This window comes from Pilimelia terevasa (genome assembly GCF_014647915.1).
In the GTDB taxonomy this organism is placed as follows: domain Bacteria; phylum Actinomycetota; class Actinomycetes; order Mycobacteriales; family Micromonosporaceae; genus Pilimelia; species Pilimelia terevasa.
The window spans coordinates 105,904-119,108 of record NZ_BMQC01000009.1; the positions used below are offsets into that span (position 1 = coordinate 105,904).

A 13,205-nucleotide genomic window follows, 5' to 3' on the forward strand; every position below is an offset into this window, starting at 1 on the left:
CGCCCGCCGCGGTCGGTCCCGCTCAGCGGGGTACGCGGCACTCGCTGGTCGCGGACTTCGCGGGGTCGCTGACCGAGGTCGCCGTCAGCGTGACCACGCCCGTGTCGGCGGCCTGCGGCGTGGCGCCGACCGCGACCCGGACGTCCGTCGACTGCCCGAACTTCGCCGTCGCCAGCGCGTTGGGCAGCTCCGCCCGCCAGCCGGAACCGGCCACGCCGGCCGTCAGCCGGTACACGTCGGACTGGAGGTAGGCGGTCGCGTCCTCCGGGTGCCCCTGGCCGCCGGCCTTGAACTGTCCGGTGTTCGTCAGCGCGAACGTGCAGGTCACCCCGCCGACGCCCGGCTGGCCGTCGCCGGGCCGGCCGGCGGACAGCGCCGCGCCGCGCAGGCTCGGGCCGGCGCCGTCGAGCGCGCGCGCCGCCACCGTGTACCGCAGCGTCCCGTCGGCCCCGCGGCGCAGGTCCAGGACGTAGAAGTGCAGGCGGTTGGCCTCGTCCACGTACTCGTACTCGCTGCCCGAGCGCGTGCCCGCGTGCAGCAGCGCGTCCGAGAGCTGCCGGTAGTCGCCGACGGTGATCTTCTGGACGGTCCCGTCGGGGCGGCGGAAGTCGACCATGTCGATGTCCTGCGGGTTGGAGTCGACCACCCACTGGTACGGGGCGTCGTCGGCGTTCTTGGTCTTGCTGAGCAGGACGCCGGAGTCGGGCGTGAAGGAGTCCGGCCCCATCCGGCCAACGACCTCGACCGTGTAGTTCTGGTATCCGCCGCCGTCGCAGAACGGGTCCGTGGCCGGGTTGCAGGACGGGGCGCGGTCCTTGTTCATCGCGATGTTGACCCCGGTCAGCTCACCCGGCCCGGCGGACACCGCCCGGGCGGTGACCTCGGCGACGACCAGCCCCGACGAGGACAGCGCCTCCCGGGACAGCCGCAGGACGTTCTCCTCGCTCAGCAGGTCGATCTTCAACTTGTCCCGCAGCGTGTGCAGCGAGCCCAGCGAGCCGCCCTTGACCGGCGGGACCTGCCAGCGGGTGTGCGGCCCGCCGGGGCCGTTGAACGTACCCCGCGACATCATGCTCCAGATGCCGGTGTACGCCCGCCGCGGCGGACTGCCGTACGGGTTGTTGTAGTTGTCGCCGATGTTGAGCAGGTGGGTCAGCTCGTGGGCGTACACGCCCATGCCGGAGCTCTCCGCCTGGATGGACGAGCCGCCGCCGGCGTTGGGCCAGATCGCGGCGGCCGCCTTCCACGACGTCCAGTCGACGTAGCGGGTCTTGGCGCTGTTGGGCAGCTTGGGGTCCGGCGGGCCCCAGGCGTCGGGGACCTCGCCCTTGCCGGCGAACTTCATCTCGCCGAACTCCTGCCAGGTGGACGACTCGTCCTGGCCCGCGGAGAGGATGAACACCAGCTCGTACTTCTTGGCCTCGGTCTCGCCGACGGCCTTCTTCCAGGCCCCGAGCCCGTCGGCGCGCAGGTCGCGGCCGCATCGGTCGCCCGCCGGGCAGGCGGCCCCGTTCATGCCGGAGTCGATGCCGTACTCGTGGCCCTTGCCCGGCATCTCGTACGGCCCGAAGCCGGTCAGGTCCACTCCGTAGCGACCCTGCGAGTCCTGCATCCAGTACTCGTGCAGGGTGTGGCCGCGGTTGAGGTCGTTGGGCTTGTTGAGGAAGTCGCGGTAGAAGGCCGGCACCTGCGCGCGCGGTACGCCGGCCGCGCTGGGCTGCGGGTTGCCGAAGGCCGTGGAGTGGGCCGCCTGGGTCACGGCGAACGGCTGGTCCGGGTAGTCGAGGGTGACCAGCGCGATCCTGAAGTTGCGCCGGTCGCCGCGGCGGGTCGGGTCCGCCCAGTTCGTCTGCGGGACCGGGCGGTAGTCGTCCCAGGTCATCGCGTCGGGGTTCTGCCAGTTCTGCGGGTCGAGGACCTGGAACGGGTCGGCGGCCGGCGGCGCGGCCGACGCGGGGGCGGGGGCCGCCGACAGCAGCAGGCTGACGACGGCCACGAGTGGCCCGACGCGGCGCAGGCCGCGGCGGGACGGGGCAAAGGGGTGCATGAGGCGCCCTTCGGTCGGGGTCGGCGGCCGGTCGGCCGGAAGCGGGAGGGCGGCGGGCGGTGTCCGGTCGGTCACGCGGGCGACTCGAATGGACGGGGTGACGGGCCGCGGCGAGGGAGGCCGGCTGCGCCGCGGAGGTGCGGCGCGCGGACGGTGGCGGGCACGGCGCCGGTCGGCGGGGCACCCCGACCTGTCAACGGATTGACAAGGGTCATTGGAGGGGAGAGTAGGACCGGCAGACCAGCACGTCAACGACGGGGCGGGGGCCGGCGTCCCCGACCGGGTCGGACTGGGTCGGCGCCGGTTGCCCCGCCCCGGGCGGTGCGGCACCATGTCACGTACCGGCCGGGCCACCTGCCGCTCTGCCAGCAGGAGGAACCACCATGAGTACGGTCAAGTCGCTGTGGGCGATGGTGCAGGGCGACCCCACCTTCATGCGCCGCATCAACGGCTGGCTGACGGTCTTCTGGGTCGCCATGATCCCAGTCAGCCTGGCCGCCGGGTGGCTCGACTCGGTCGTCTACGTCTCCGCACTCTCCCTGTGGGCACTGGTGTCCGGCCACTGGTCGGCGTGGCAGGCCGCCCGGGTGGAGGTCAAGCAGCAGGAGGAGGCCAAGGCCCGGGAGAAGCAGGACATCCCGGCCGAGGTGGCGCAGAAGGTGGCCGAGGTCGTCGACGTACCGCGCCAGCGCTGCACCTCCTGCGGCACGCCCGCCGCCGGCTGACGGGGTCCGCGCCCTCGGGCCGGCTCAGCTCCGGGCGACCTGGTGCGCGGAGACCACCTCGTCGGCGAGCTGGGCGGGGTACACGGCCATCTCGTCCAGCGAGCCGATCAGGTAGTCGCTGGTCGGCTGGTTGCTGTACCCGGCCAGGCTCATCCCCCCGAACCGCCAGTACCCCGTGAAGTTGGCCGCCGTCGTCACGGCGGCGTCGGAGGCCACGAGGGTGCCGTCGACGTACAGCTTCTGGCCGGCGGCCCCGATGCTGGCCGCCAGGTGGTGCCAGGCGCCGTCGTTGACGGTGCCGGCGGACCGGACGGTCTTGATGGCGCCGTTGTTCACGGCGAAGCTCACCCGCCCGCCGCTGTCGACGTAGAGCACCCGGTCGTGGTTGGCGTCGGCGGCACCCGTGGTACTGCCGGAGAAGCCCATCGCCGTGCCGCCCGCGCTGCCGGTGACCTTGACCAGGCACTCGATCGTGAACGGGTTCGGGTTGGCGTACGACGAGCCGTAGTACGCCCCGGCCGCCCCGGTGGAGGCGACGCTGTACGTGCCGCTCTGGTCGGCGCCGGCCAGCGCGCCGGTCCGCCGGGTCGTGATCGGCGACACGGTCGTGCCGCCGGAGCGCGCGTTGCCGATGTCGGTCGAGTTCAGCGCCCGGTCGTAGACCCGGACCTCGTCGATGCGGCCGATCCACTGGTCGGCGAACACGTTGGCCCACTGGGACCGGCCCGCGACGACGTTGCCGGTGGCGTTCCAGTCCGCCGACTTGGTGTTCACGCTGCCCTCGGACGAGGCGTTGACGTACAGGGTGACGGTGTTGGTCGAGTCGACGTACGTGGCCGCCACGTGGAACCAGGTGTTGAGGCTGGCGGCGGTCGTGCCGACGACCTGGTCGACGGTCGGGTTGTCGACGTCGGTGCGGGTGGTGACGACCATGAACCGGTCCACGCCGCCGTCCCGCTTGAGCATGAACGCGCTGCTGCGGTCGCCGGTCTGGGCGGCCGCGGCCATGGTCGCGTTGTCGGCGGTGGCGTACACCCAGGCCATGACGGTCCAGTCGCCGTCGGTGCGCGCGGTCGGGGTGCCCAGCACGTAGCCGGTGCCGGAGGTGACCGCGAAGCCGGCGCCGTACCGGCCGGTGGCGTTCCAGCCCGCGTTGGCGCCGGTGAGCGTGCCGGGCGCGGCGGTGCCGCTGGCGTCGGCCGCGGTGCTGCCGGAGCCCTCGTCGAACTTCCACCACGGCGCCGCGCCGTCGGTGCGGGCGTTGTACGTGCCGTTGCGGGCGCCGCCGCTGGAGTCGGCCATCGTCGAGGTCGCCGACGAGGAGACGGCGTCCTCGCCCCGGTAGTACAGGGTCGGGCTGCTGTCCCGGACCGCGCCGTAGTAGCTGAAGTCGTCCGCGCCGGTGAGGGCGTTGGTGAGGTTCCTGGTGTTGGCGCTCAGCGCGGCCGACGCCTCGTGCGTCAGCGGCGCGGCGCCCAGCAGGGCGGCGAGCAGCACCAGGAGCCGCCGCGCCGGGAGCGCGGCAGCACCTGGTAGGCGGCCGGCGTACCGGCCGCGCGCGCGTTCGCCCATTCCTCACCCCTGTATGCGTGGGCAGAGCCTTGGCGACTCCATCGGTCCGCCGCGGCCGGTGCTGAGGCGAAGCGGCGTGGGACCTGGCACAGGTGCGCGCGAACGTGGTCGATCGTCCGGTTTGCCGGGGTGCGGGGCCCAGCCGGCCCCCCACCAGGTAGGCCGGCTGGGCTTCTCCCACGCACAGTGGGTGCTCGGGGGGTCCGCCCGGCCGCGGTCGACACGCCGGACGTGACGGCGGCGACACCGGGCGGCGGTACGGACCCAGGCCGAGCATAAGGGCGCGAATTCGACCTGGATAGATGGCGGGAAACCCGGCCTATCCACGTTTGCGCGTTCACCGGGATCGGCGCACCGCCGGCCCGGTACCACCATTCTCAATTTTCACAGATTCACATTTGCCAGGCCATCCGTGCGCCCGGCGACCGGCCCGGGCCGGACCGTCCGGGAGCCGCGGACCGCAGAAGGGTCACGTTCTCCCGCGTGCCACTACCAATGTTTTCACGCAGCTCCGGGGTAGTGAACGGCAATCACCGACGTCCACAGAACCTGTATAGCTGTGAATGACGACCCGGCAATAGCAGCCGCGAGGGTACCGTCGGCAGAGGCGGGCACCACTGTGGACCCGCATTGCGGCCCCGGTGCACAGTTGCACATTTTCGCTCGCCCGCTCCCCGAGAAGGCGCCGCGGCGCCCCGCCGGCCGGCGCGTTCACCCGGACAAATCGTTTAGAGTTCCTTTCCGCACGTCGGCGACAGCCGCGCGTGTCCTCTGTGCCTCGTTGTACGACCGAGTGGGGAAAATGCAGCCGCCCGTTGCCGACGCACTGCGCCAGGGTCCTTTCCCGCACGCGCTCCGTACCGCCATCAAGGCCCGGAAGCTCTCCCTGGAGCGACTCCACCAGCGCCTCGCGGCGGCGGGCACCCCGGTCGGCATGTCGACGCTCAGCTCGTGGCAGTCGGGACGGCGGCGCCCCGAGCGGCCCGAGTCGCTGGAGGCGGTGACCGTCCTGGAGGACATCCTCGGCCTGCCCGCGCGGTCCCTGTCCGACCTGCTGGGCGCGCCGCGGCGGCGGGGTCCGCGGCCGCGGATGACCCGCCCGCCGCGGCCGGTGGCCGACCTGCTCGCCCTCGCCAGCCCCGCCGTCGCGCTGACCCGCCAGCTCGACTGGCGCGAGGACCGGCTGCGGATCGTGAGTGCCTGGGACGACGTCGAGGTGGGCCGGGGAAGCTGCGTCGTCGGCGTGGAGACCCGGCTCGTGCTGGAGGCGGTCGAGGAGGTCGACCGGTACGTCGCCACGTTCCACGGCGCCCCGGGCACCGGCCTCAGCGGCGCGGTGCGGTTCGCGGCCCTCGCCGACTGCCACATCGGCCGGGTGCGGCAGGACCCCACGCACCCGCTGATCGCCGCGGAACTGCTGCTCGGGCGGCGGCTTCCGCCGGGCGAGACCGCGATCATCCGGTTCGGCGTCACCGACGGCAGCGGCCGGCGGGAGACCGAGTACGGCCGGTTCCTCTCCGCCGCGGCGCAGCACGTCGCCGTCAGCGTGCACTTCGCCCCCGACGCCCGGCCCCGCCGGTGCTGGCGGTTCGTCCGGGACCTCCAGGGCTGGCCGGACCAGCTCCACAAGGAGGTGCGGCTCGGGCCCTTCGGCAAGGTGCACGTGGTGCGCAACTCGGTTCCGCCGGGCATCCTCGGCATCGCCTGGCAGCCCTGACCCCACCGCCGCCGTCCCCCGGGCCGGCGGCGGGCGGGGACGCCACCCCGCCGGGCGCGCCACGCCGGCCGCCGCGCCACCAGCAGGCAAAACGCCCGGCGCGGCCGCGCGCAGGACGTAACGTCGCACAGCACGGCGGGCCGCAGCGGTCCGCCGCGGCGGACCGCCGGGCGGCGGGTGACCCAGGAGTGGCAGATGCGACGCGGACCGGCACGGCGGACCCCCGGCACCGGGCGGCGACTCACCGGGGGCGCACTCGCGTGCGCGGCCGTCCTGGCCACGGCGGCACCGGCCGACGCCGCGGGCGGGCCGCGCTTCGGCGCGCCCGCGTGGGTGCCCACCGGGCGCGGGCCGCACGGGCTGGTCGCGGCCGACTTCAACCAGGACGGCGCCGTGGACGTGGCCACCGCGGACAGCGTCGGGGGCGCCGTCTCCGTCCTGGCCGGCGACGGGCACGGCGGCCTGTACCGGCGGGCGGCCGTCCGGGTGGCCGGCGGCCCCCGGCGCCTGGCGGCGGCCGACCTCGACGCCGACGGCGACCCGGACCTGCTGGTCGCCAACCAGACGCCGACGGTCACCGTGCTGCGCGGCGGACCGGGGCACACGTTCACCCCCGCCGGCACCTACCGGGTCGGCACCGCGGGGGCCGTCCTGGCGGTCGGGGACCTCAGCGGCGACGGCGACCCGGACCTGGCGGTGACCGAGGAGGAGGCCGACCGCGTCGCCGTCTGGCACGGCGGGCCGGGTGCGACGTTCGCCGCGGCGGACCCGCTGCGGGTGGGCCGGGCGCCGCGCGGGGTGGCGGCCGCCGACCTCGACGGGGACGCCGACCTGGACCTCGCGGTCGCCGAGTCGGCGAGCGGCGCGGTGTCGGTGCTGCTCAACGACGGGGCGGGCCGGTTCGCGGCGCGGGTGGCGGCGGCGGCCGTCGGGGGCGGGCCGCACGCCGTCGCGGTCGGGCACTTCGACGCCGACGCCGACGCCGACCTGGCGGTGGCCGCCGGGCGCGGCGACCGGGTGTGGGTGCTGCGCGGCGGCCCCGGGGCGACCTTCGGGCCGCCGGCCGGCTACCCGACCGACCCCGGCCCGTTCGACCTCGTGGCGGCGGACCTCGACGGCGACGGCGACCCGGACCTGGCGGTCGCCAGCCCGGGCAGCGCCCACCTGACCGTGCTGGCCGGTACGGCCGGCGCCGGCTTCGCGGCGCCGGTGGCGCTGCCGGCCGGCCTGCCGCTCGCCGTCGCCGCCGCCGACCTGGACCGCGACGGCCGCCCCGACCTGGTGGCCTCCGACTTCGCCGCGAACCGCGTCACGGTGCACCGCAACGCCACCTGAGCAGGCTCAGGGCTCCCAGCCGATGCCGACGAAGCCCGGCTGGACGGCGTTGCGCACCACGTGCACGTGCCCCGAGGGGCCCAGGCGCAGCTCGTCCTGCCGCTGGTCCGGCCAGCCCTCCCGCTCCCGGACGAACCGCCAGCACCGCTGCGGCCGGGCGTCCGGCGCGAACCGCACCTCCACGGCGACCTGCTGGGCGGGCGCGCGCAGGAACCGGCAGAACTCGGTGTCGCTGTTGCCGTCGATGTCCGTCACCCGGAACCGGACGATGACCGTCTCGCCGGCCGGCACCGGGCGGTCCAGCAGCAGCTCGGCGACGAGCAGGGGGTGGTTGCGGGCCTGGAGCACCCGGCCCACCCGGCAGTCCGAGAGCGCCTCGAACTGGACGGTCTCGCGCAGGTCGATGCCCGGCGCGCCGTAGTAGACGGTGAGGTACCGGTCCACCTCGGTCACCGCGTGCAGCACCACCGAGGTCTCGACGGCGACCAGGCGGCTGCCGGCGGCGACGTCGGCGAGGTCCCACGCGCTGACCACCCGCAGCCGGTCGTCGCGCCAGTCCATCTCCGCCATCAGCTCGACGACCGGTTCGGCCTGGCGCAGGACCTGGCCGAACGGACGCGGCGCCTTGGTCACCCGCGGCCCCGGCCCCCGGCGGCGCGGGGCGCCGAGCAGGTCGACGAGGGCGCGCTGGGGCAGGCCGAGGATGGTCTCCAGGACGACGACGGCGTCCATGGACTCGGGGCGTTCGGGCCGGCGGCGCCCGGACTGCCAGGAGCTGAGGGTCGCCATACCGACGGGGGCGCCGGCCGCCACGAGGCGTTGGCGCAGGCGCTCCAGGGGGAGGCCGCGGGCCTTGATGGCGACGCGGAGCGCATAGTGGAACGGCCCGTGCCGCAGGGCGTCGGCAACGTCTGGCTGCATACTTCTCACTTGGTCGGTCAGCCCGTGTGTTACGCACTGATGGAGCCGTACACGGTAGCGCACCGCGGGTCCTGGGCGACCCCCCCGTTCATCCGATGCCGGGGCACCGATTCGCGCAATTCTCGGGAGTACGGTTTCCGATTCCCCACTGACAATTTCCGGCCGCCCCGGCGTCGGCGTCCGGTGCCGGGGCGGGCATCCGACGACGGCTGCCCGCCCCGGTCGCCCGCGTCAGTCGCAGCGGCGGAACTTCAGCTCGGCGACCAGGCCGCCGCGGTCGTTGAGCTGGAGTTCACTGGCGGTGTCGGACATCCGCGACTCGACGTACACCGACGCGTTGATGTTCAGCGCCCGGGTCGCGCCGCACTCGGACCAGTTGCCGTGCTGGCGGTCCCACGAGGTGAACTCGTCGTCGTACGGGCCGCGGAGGACCTCTTTGGCTTCGCCGGTGGCAGTCGAGCCGGCGAAGTAGTGCGTGGCGTTCGCCTCGGCCTTGGCGCCCTTGACCAGGCTGGCGGCGCCCCGCATGGACAGTGTGCCGATGGCGTACTCCCAGCCCTTGTCCACCTTGAGCCGGAGGTTGGCGACGCAGTTGAGACGGGCGCTGGAGGTCCCGTCCTCGCCGCCCGCGCTGACGCCCAGGCGCTGGTAGCTGACCTTGATCCGGTCGCCGTTGAGCGTCGCCGAGGCGTCTCCCTTGCGCGGGCAACCCGAGCCCTCGGTGACGACCCCCAGCAACTCCACGCTCGGGTCCGCGGCCGCGGCGGCGGAGGCGCCGGCCAGCGTCGCGCCGATCGCGAGTGCCAGCACGCTGGCTGTCTGGGCTGTCGTGCGTACCACCTGGTTCATGAATCTCCCCAATGGTTGGTTGCTTGGGCCTTGCCGACCCCCGCATCCGGCGAGGCGCGCGCCGCTCCGCCCGCGGCCGGCGCCGACCGCGGACGGGGAGGTAAAGAAATTGCGCTGCGAATCTGTCTGAATGCGCCCCGGGGACCTATGCGGGGACCGCCGGGGCATCGACGACTACAGAAGTATGTGAGTGGCCCCGCTCACCAACAAGGGCGGCTTCGGCGCGGAATTTTACATATACACCGAGGGTGGGCGTACGACCGCCGAATGTGTACGGTGGCGACCCCGGCCGGCCGCGGAGGGTGGGCTGGGGCGCATTCGCGCCGGTCTGGGACCTTTGTGGAGCCGGTGCCGATTGCCCCATTGCGCTTCCACCGCGCACCGCACGGGGATTCCTCGGGCGACCCGCCGCCAGGTGGCGCAGGTCGCGGCGCGATCACGCGGACCGCCGCCGAGTACGGCCGGACGGCGACCCGCCACGTGGCGGGCACGGGAGGGCTCAGCTACGGGTCTGGGGGCTCGGGGGCGGGCACAGCACGGGGGACGCCCCGGGTGGCGGCGGGGCAGGGGTGTGCCGGTGGGGGCGGCAGCCCCGCCCCCACCGGCGTCTCCGGTCAGCGGGGCAGGCGCTCCATGATCCAGTCACACAGCTCGCGGGTGATCTCCGTGTGCGCGGTGTTGGTGGACGCGCACAGGTACTCGTCCACCTCGCTCTCCTCCTGCGGCAGGCGGTTGATGTCCGCGTACAGGTCCTCCTGGCGGTCGAGGTCGCGGATCGCCACCGCGCTCACCGACGGCACGAAGCACACCGTGTCGTGGCGCAGGTCCACCCGGCCGCCGCGCCGCTCCAGCTCGTCGGCGAGGATCTTGAACGAGTCGAGCGTGCCGCCCGGCGCCCCGTCCAGCTCCGGGAAGCCGCTCGTGGTGATCGTCTTGGCGGCGGGCGGGATCAGCCGGTTGAGCTGCGCGACCGTCACGTTGTCCCCGGCGGCCTGCGTGTACAGCGTGGTGTTCGGGAAGACGATGCCGGTGATCTTCAGCGCCACCTCGCCCGGCGGCACCTTGGCGCCGGTGCCGTCCCCGGTGCCGTTGGCGACGGCGATCGTCCGCGGCCGCCGCGGCCACGAACCGATCCGCTCAAGCTGCTGGAGGAAGTCGGTGCGCGCCGGGTCCTGGCGGATCTCCCCGGTGGCGCTGTCGTAGTGCCGCCACAGCATCTGGCGGGCGGCCGGGCTGTTCATCTGGGCCGCGAAGGCGTTCTCCGGGCCCGGGATGAAGTGCGCGAACGCCTGGAGCGCGATCGGGATGACCGCGCCGCGGTGCGGCGAGTCGAAGGAGAAGTACAGCGCGGTGCGGTGGTCCATCCGCTCCAGCTCCAGCTTGGCCAGCGCGTACCGCGTCACCAGGCCGCCCATGCTGAACCCGCCGACGGTCAGCGGCGAGTCGCCGACCTGGGACGCGATGGTCCGCATGATGCACTCCTGGGCCGCCCGCGCGTTCTCCAGGATGGACGCGGACCGCTCGGCGTAGCCGAGCAGGATCACGGCGTGCCCGCGGGCGCGCAGCTCCGACAGGAACGGCACGCTGCCGTCGAGGCCCTGGTAGAGCCAGTCCAGGTTGCTCGGGCCGTAGTTGAAGCCGTCGGCCATGATGACCGGGCGCTGGATGCCGGGGCTGCCCTGGCCGTAGTAGACGTGGGCGAAGCCGGTGCTCAGCTCCCACTTCTCGTCGGGCTCCGGCACCTCCGTCGGCGTGGCCGGGGCGGTCGTCAGGGGATCGGCGATGGTGATGGCGCCGGCCTGGTACTCCGGCTCGTTCTGCGCTGTGGACACGGTGACTCCCGGAAGCTATGTCGGGCGCGCGGGACCGGCCGGTACGGACGGATCCGGCGTAATGAGTGGTGATACGCGCACAGCATCGCAACGCGTCCCCGCGATATCGATCATCAACGCGGTACTCCACTCGAAGGGGTCAGGCCCGTGACCAGGCAACTAATACCTGAGCGGGGCGCCGCGGGCGGGCGGCGGCGCCCCGGGCACCTCAGGGTCGGAAGGCGCCGATCCGGGCCGCGGTCTGGTTGAGGACCCGCGCGTTGTCCGCCGCGCCCGCGACGCCGAGCGCCTGGCCGTCGTACTGCTTGTTCGGGTTGGACCAGTGCTGGACCCGCTTGCACTTCTTCGGGCAGTCGTACGCCATGATCGTGCGCCACTCGCCGTCGCGCAGGTACCCGTGCCCGTAGGCGTACTTGCCGTTGGTGCCCTGGGCCTTGTTGTGCCCGGCGCCCTGCAGGTGCCCGATCTCGTGGCCGAAGGTGAAGTAGCCCGTGGCGCAGGAGCGGGTGGCGACGACGAACGCGGCGTCGGCGGCGACGTCGAGGCCGGGCGCCACGCCGCAGGCGTTGCCCTTCTCGGTGATCAGCGCGACCACGTCGGCGCGCAGCTCGTCGCGCTGGGCGTGCAGGTCGTCCAGCTTGCCGTCGGCCCGGCCCTTGAGGGCGTTGAGGTCGCCGCCGACGCTGCCGCTGTCCGCGTACGCCGTGGGTACGTAGCCGGCCAGCTCCAGGTCGATGGCGATGTCGCTGTTGCGGTAGCTCTGGTTGGTCTCCGCGACGGCCAGCTCGGCGACCGACCGGAAGTCGCCGGTGTGGGCGTCGATGGCCGCCCTGCTCGCCGCGACCAGCACCCGGATGGTGGTGTTCGGCGCCGCCGGGCCGGCGGGGGCCGGCGCCGGGCGGGAGTCGGCCGGGGCGGCGGGCGCGGTCAGGGCCGCGAGGGCGTCCGCGGGGTGGTCCGGCGGCCGGGCGTCCTCGTCGACGCGGACCACCGCGTGCCCGACGCCCGGGACCGGCTGGATCCGGTACAGGTCCGCGCCCGACCGGACGGTGCCGGTGACGCCGTCGGCGCGCCGGACGAGCGTGGCGGTGTCATCGGTGTCGCCCACGCGGCCGGCCCAGGTCAGGCCGCCGTCGGCGAGCGGGGCGGTCCAGTCGCGCCGCAGGATCAGCTCGGCCCCGGCGCCCAGGCGCAACCCGAGCCGGTCGGTGTCGGCCCGCACGACGCCGGGGTCGGCCCGGTGCAGCGCGACGGCGGCGACGGTCGGGGCGGCGGCCAGCGCGGCCCGCGCGGCGCCGGCCGCCCGGGACTGCGGGGCGGCGCCGGTCAGCAGGGCCGGCAGGTCGGCGGCGCGGGCGGGCGCGGCGGCCAGGGACAGTCCGAGGGCGGCGGTCGCCGCTCCGGCGATCGCGGCCAGACCGCGGGTGACCAGCATCGAAGAAGATCCTCTCGGCGGGCGGGGGACGGGGGTGGGCGCCGTCGGGGGGTAGCGCTGATTCTCGGCCACCCGCACTCGATATTCAAGATGATCTATACAGCGGGTATTTCCGCCGACGCGCCGGGTGGCGCGGCGGCCACGGCGGCGGCCACGGCGTACGTCGGGGCGCCGAACAGGACCAACCGGGCGAGAGTCACCGGGCCGGCCGGGGCGGCCCGCAGCGCGGCCAGGGCCTGCGCGACCGCGTCCGGCACCGGCCAGCCGTACGCGCCGGCCGAGATCAGCGGGAAGCCGACCGTGCGCGCGCCCAGCTCGCCCGCCACCCGCAGGGACTCGGTGTAGCAGGACCGCAGGAGCGCGCCCTGGTCGACCCCCGGCGCGTACACCGGCCCGACCGTGTGGATCACCCACCGCGCCGGGAGCCGCCCCGCCGTGGTGGCCACCGCCGCGCCCACCGGCAGCCCGTCCGGGTAGCGGGTGGCGCGCAGCTCGCGGCAGGCCGCGAGGATCGCCGGCCCGCCGCGGGCGTGGAGCGCGCCGTCCACCCCGCCGCCGCCGAGCAGGCCGGCGTTCGCCGCGTTCACGACCGCGTCCAGCGGCTGGGTGGTCAGATCGCCCTCGGTCAGCTCCATCGTCAGTGCCATGCGCCGACGCTACGCCGGCACCCGCCGCCGCGGCCGCCCCCGACCCATCCGCCCGGCCGCCGGCACCGAACCACTGACAGCGCGCGGTGCCGTCGCAGAGGACGCCGCGGAAGGGGAGGATGACG

The 13,205-nt window shown here is 74.4% G+C and carries 10 protein-coding genes; 3 read left to right on the forward strand and 7 right to left on the reverse strand.

Features of this window, described 5'->3' with window-relative positions:
- Positions 1-22 precede the first annotated feature (22 nt).
- Positions 23-2,047 carry a M6 family metalloprotease domain-containing protein gene (locus IEY75_RS14150; protein ID WP_189114805.1) on the reverse strand — a complete coding sequence of 675 codons (2,025 nt, stop codon included), beginning with the start codon at positions 2,045-2,047 and terminating at the stop codon, positions 23-25.
- Between the two features lie 383 nt (positions 2,048-2,430).
- Here IEY75_RS14150 and IEY75_RS14155 point away from each other — a divergent pair, with 383 nt between their 5' ends.
- The gene (locus IEY75_RS14155) at positions 2,431-2,772 is read left to right on the forward strand and encodes a hypothetical protein (protein ID WP_189114806.1); all 342 of its coding nucleotides are present in this window, start codon (positions 2,431-2,433) and stop codon (positions 2,770-2,772) included.
- A gap of 24 nt (positions 2,773-2,796) precedes the next feature.
- On the opposite strand, the gene IEY75_RS14160 is transcribed toward IEY75_RS14155, so the two are convergent.
- Positions 2,797-4,344, reverse strand: coding sequence for a LamG domain-containing protein (locus tag IEY75_RS14160; protein WP_189114807.1), 1,548 nt, complete (start codon positions 4,342-4,344; stop codon positions 2,797-2,799).
- A gap of 802 nt (positions 4,345-5,146) precedes the next feature.
- On the opposite strand from IEY75_RS14160, the gene IEY75_RS14165 reads away from it, so the two are divergent.
- The gene (locus IEY75_RS14165) at positions 5,147-6,061 is read left to right on the forward strand and encodes a hypothetical protein (RefSeq protein ID WP_189114808.1); all 915 of its coding nucleotides are present in this window, start codon (positions 5,147-5,149) and stop codon (positions 6,059-6,061) included.
- A 195-nt stretch (positions 6,062-6,256) separates the two neighbouring features.
- Positions 6,257-7,396 (forward strand): FG-GAP-like repeat-containing protein, encoded by a 1,140-nt coding sequence (locus tag IEY75_RS14170; RefSeq protein ID WP_189114809.1) that lies wholly within the window; start codon positions 6,257-6,259, stop codon positions 7,394-7,396.
- A 6-nt stretch (positions 7,397-7,402) separates the two neighbouring features.
- On the opposite strand, the gene IEY75_RS14175 is transcribed toward IEY75_RS14170, so the two are convergent.
- The 5 genes from IEY75_RS14175 to IEY75_RS14195 all read right to left on the reverse strand — a co-directional run bounded on the left by IEY75_RS14175 (position 7,403) and on the right by IEY75_RS14195 (position 13,080).
- Positions 7,403-8,317 carry a hypothetical protein gene (locus tag IEY75_RS14175; RefSeq protein WP_189114810.1) on the reverse strand — a complete coding sequence of 305 codons (915 nt, stop codon included), beginning with the start codon at positions 8,315-8,317 and terminating at the stop codon, positions 7,403-7,405.
- Between the two features lie 231 nt (positions 8,318-8,548).
- Entirely contained in the window at positions 8,549-9,166 is a 618-nt protein-coding gene (locus tag IEY75_RS14180; RefSeq protein ID WP_189114811.1) for a DUF4360 domain-containing protein, read from the reverse strand.
- 614 nt (positions 9,167-9,780) lie between these two features.
- Positions 9,781-10,998, reverse strand: coding sequence for an esterase/lipase family protein (locus tag IEY75_RS14185; protein WP_189114812.1), 1,218 nt, complete (start codon positions 10,996-10,998; stop codon positions 9,781-9,783).
- Between the two features lie 208 nt (positions 10,999-11,206).
- Positions 11,207-12,433: a M12 family metallo-peptidase gene (locus IEY75_RS14190; protein WP_189114813.1), complete on the reverse strand. Its 1,227-nt coding sequence runs from the start codon at positions 12,431-12,433 to the stop codon at positions 11,207-11,209.
- Positions 12,434-12,528: 95 nt separating this feature from the next.
- The gene (locus tag IEY75_RS14195; RefSeq protein WP_308425706.1) at positions 12,529-13,080 is read right to left on the reverse strand and encodes an O-acetyl-ADP-ribose deacetylase; all 552 of its coding nucleotides are present in this window, start codon (positions 13,078-13,080) and stop codon (positions 12,529-12,531) included.
- Between the last annotated feature and the right edge of the window lie 125 nt (positions 13,081-13,205).

Bases quoted from the DNA above. Each gene is read 5' to 3' on its own strand.
- IEY75_RS14150 (WP_189114805.1), bottom strand. From the start codon at position 2,047: ATGCACCCCTTTGCCCCGTCCCGCCGCGGCCTGCGCCGCGTCGGGCCA.
- IEY75_RS14155 (WP_189114806.1), top strand. From the start codon at position 2,431: ATGAGTACGGTCAAGTCGCTGTGGGCGATGGTGCAGGGCGACCCCACC.
- IEY75_RS14160 (WP_189114807.1), bottom strand. From the start codon at position 4,344: ATGGGCGAACGCGCGCGCGGCCGGTACGCCGGCCGCCTACCAGGTGCT.
- IEY75_RS14165 (WP_189114808.1), top strand. From the start codon at position 5,147: ATGCAGCCGCCCGTTGCCGACGCACTGCGCCAGGGTCCTTTCCCGCAC.
- IEY75_RS14170 (WP_189114809.1), top strand. From the start codon at position 6,257: ATGCGACGCGGACCGGCACGGCGGACCCCCGGCACCGGGCGGCGACTC.
- IEY75_RS14175 (WP_189114810.1), bottom strand. From the start codon at position 8,317: ATGCAGCCAGACGTTGCCGACGCCCTGCGGCACGGGCCGTTCCACTAT.
- IEY75_RS14180 (WP_189114811.1), bottom strand. From the start codon at position 9,166: ATGAACCAGGTGGTACGCACGACAGCCCAGACAGCCAGCGTGCTGGCA.
- IEY75_RS14190 (WP_189114813.1), bottom strand. From the start codon at position 12,433: ATGCTGGTCACCCGCGGTCTGGCCGCGATCGCCGGAGCGGCGACCGCC.
- IEY75_RS14195 (WP_308425706.1), bottom strand. From the start codon at position 13,080: ATGGCACTGACGATGGAGCTGACCGAGGGCGATCTGACCACCCAGCCG.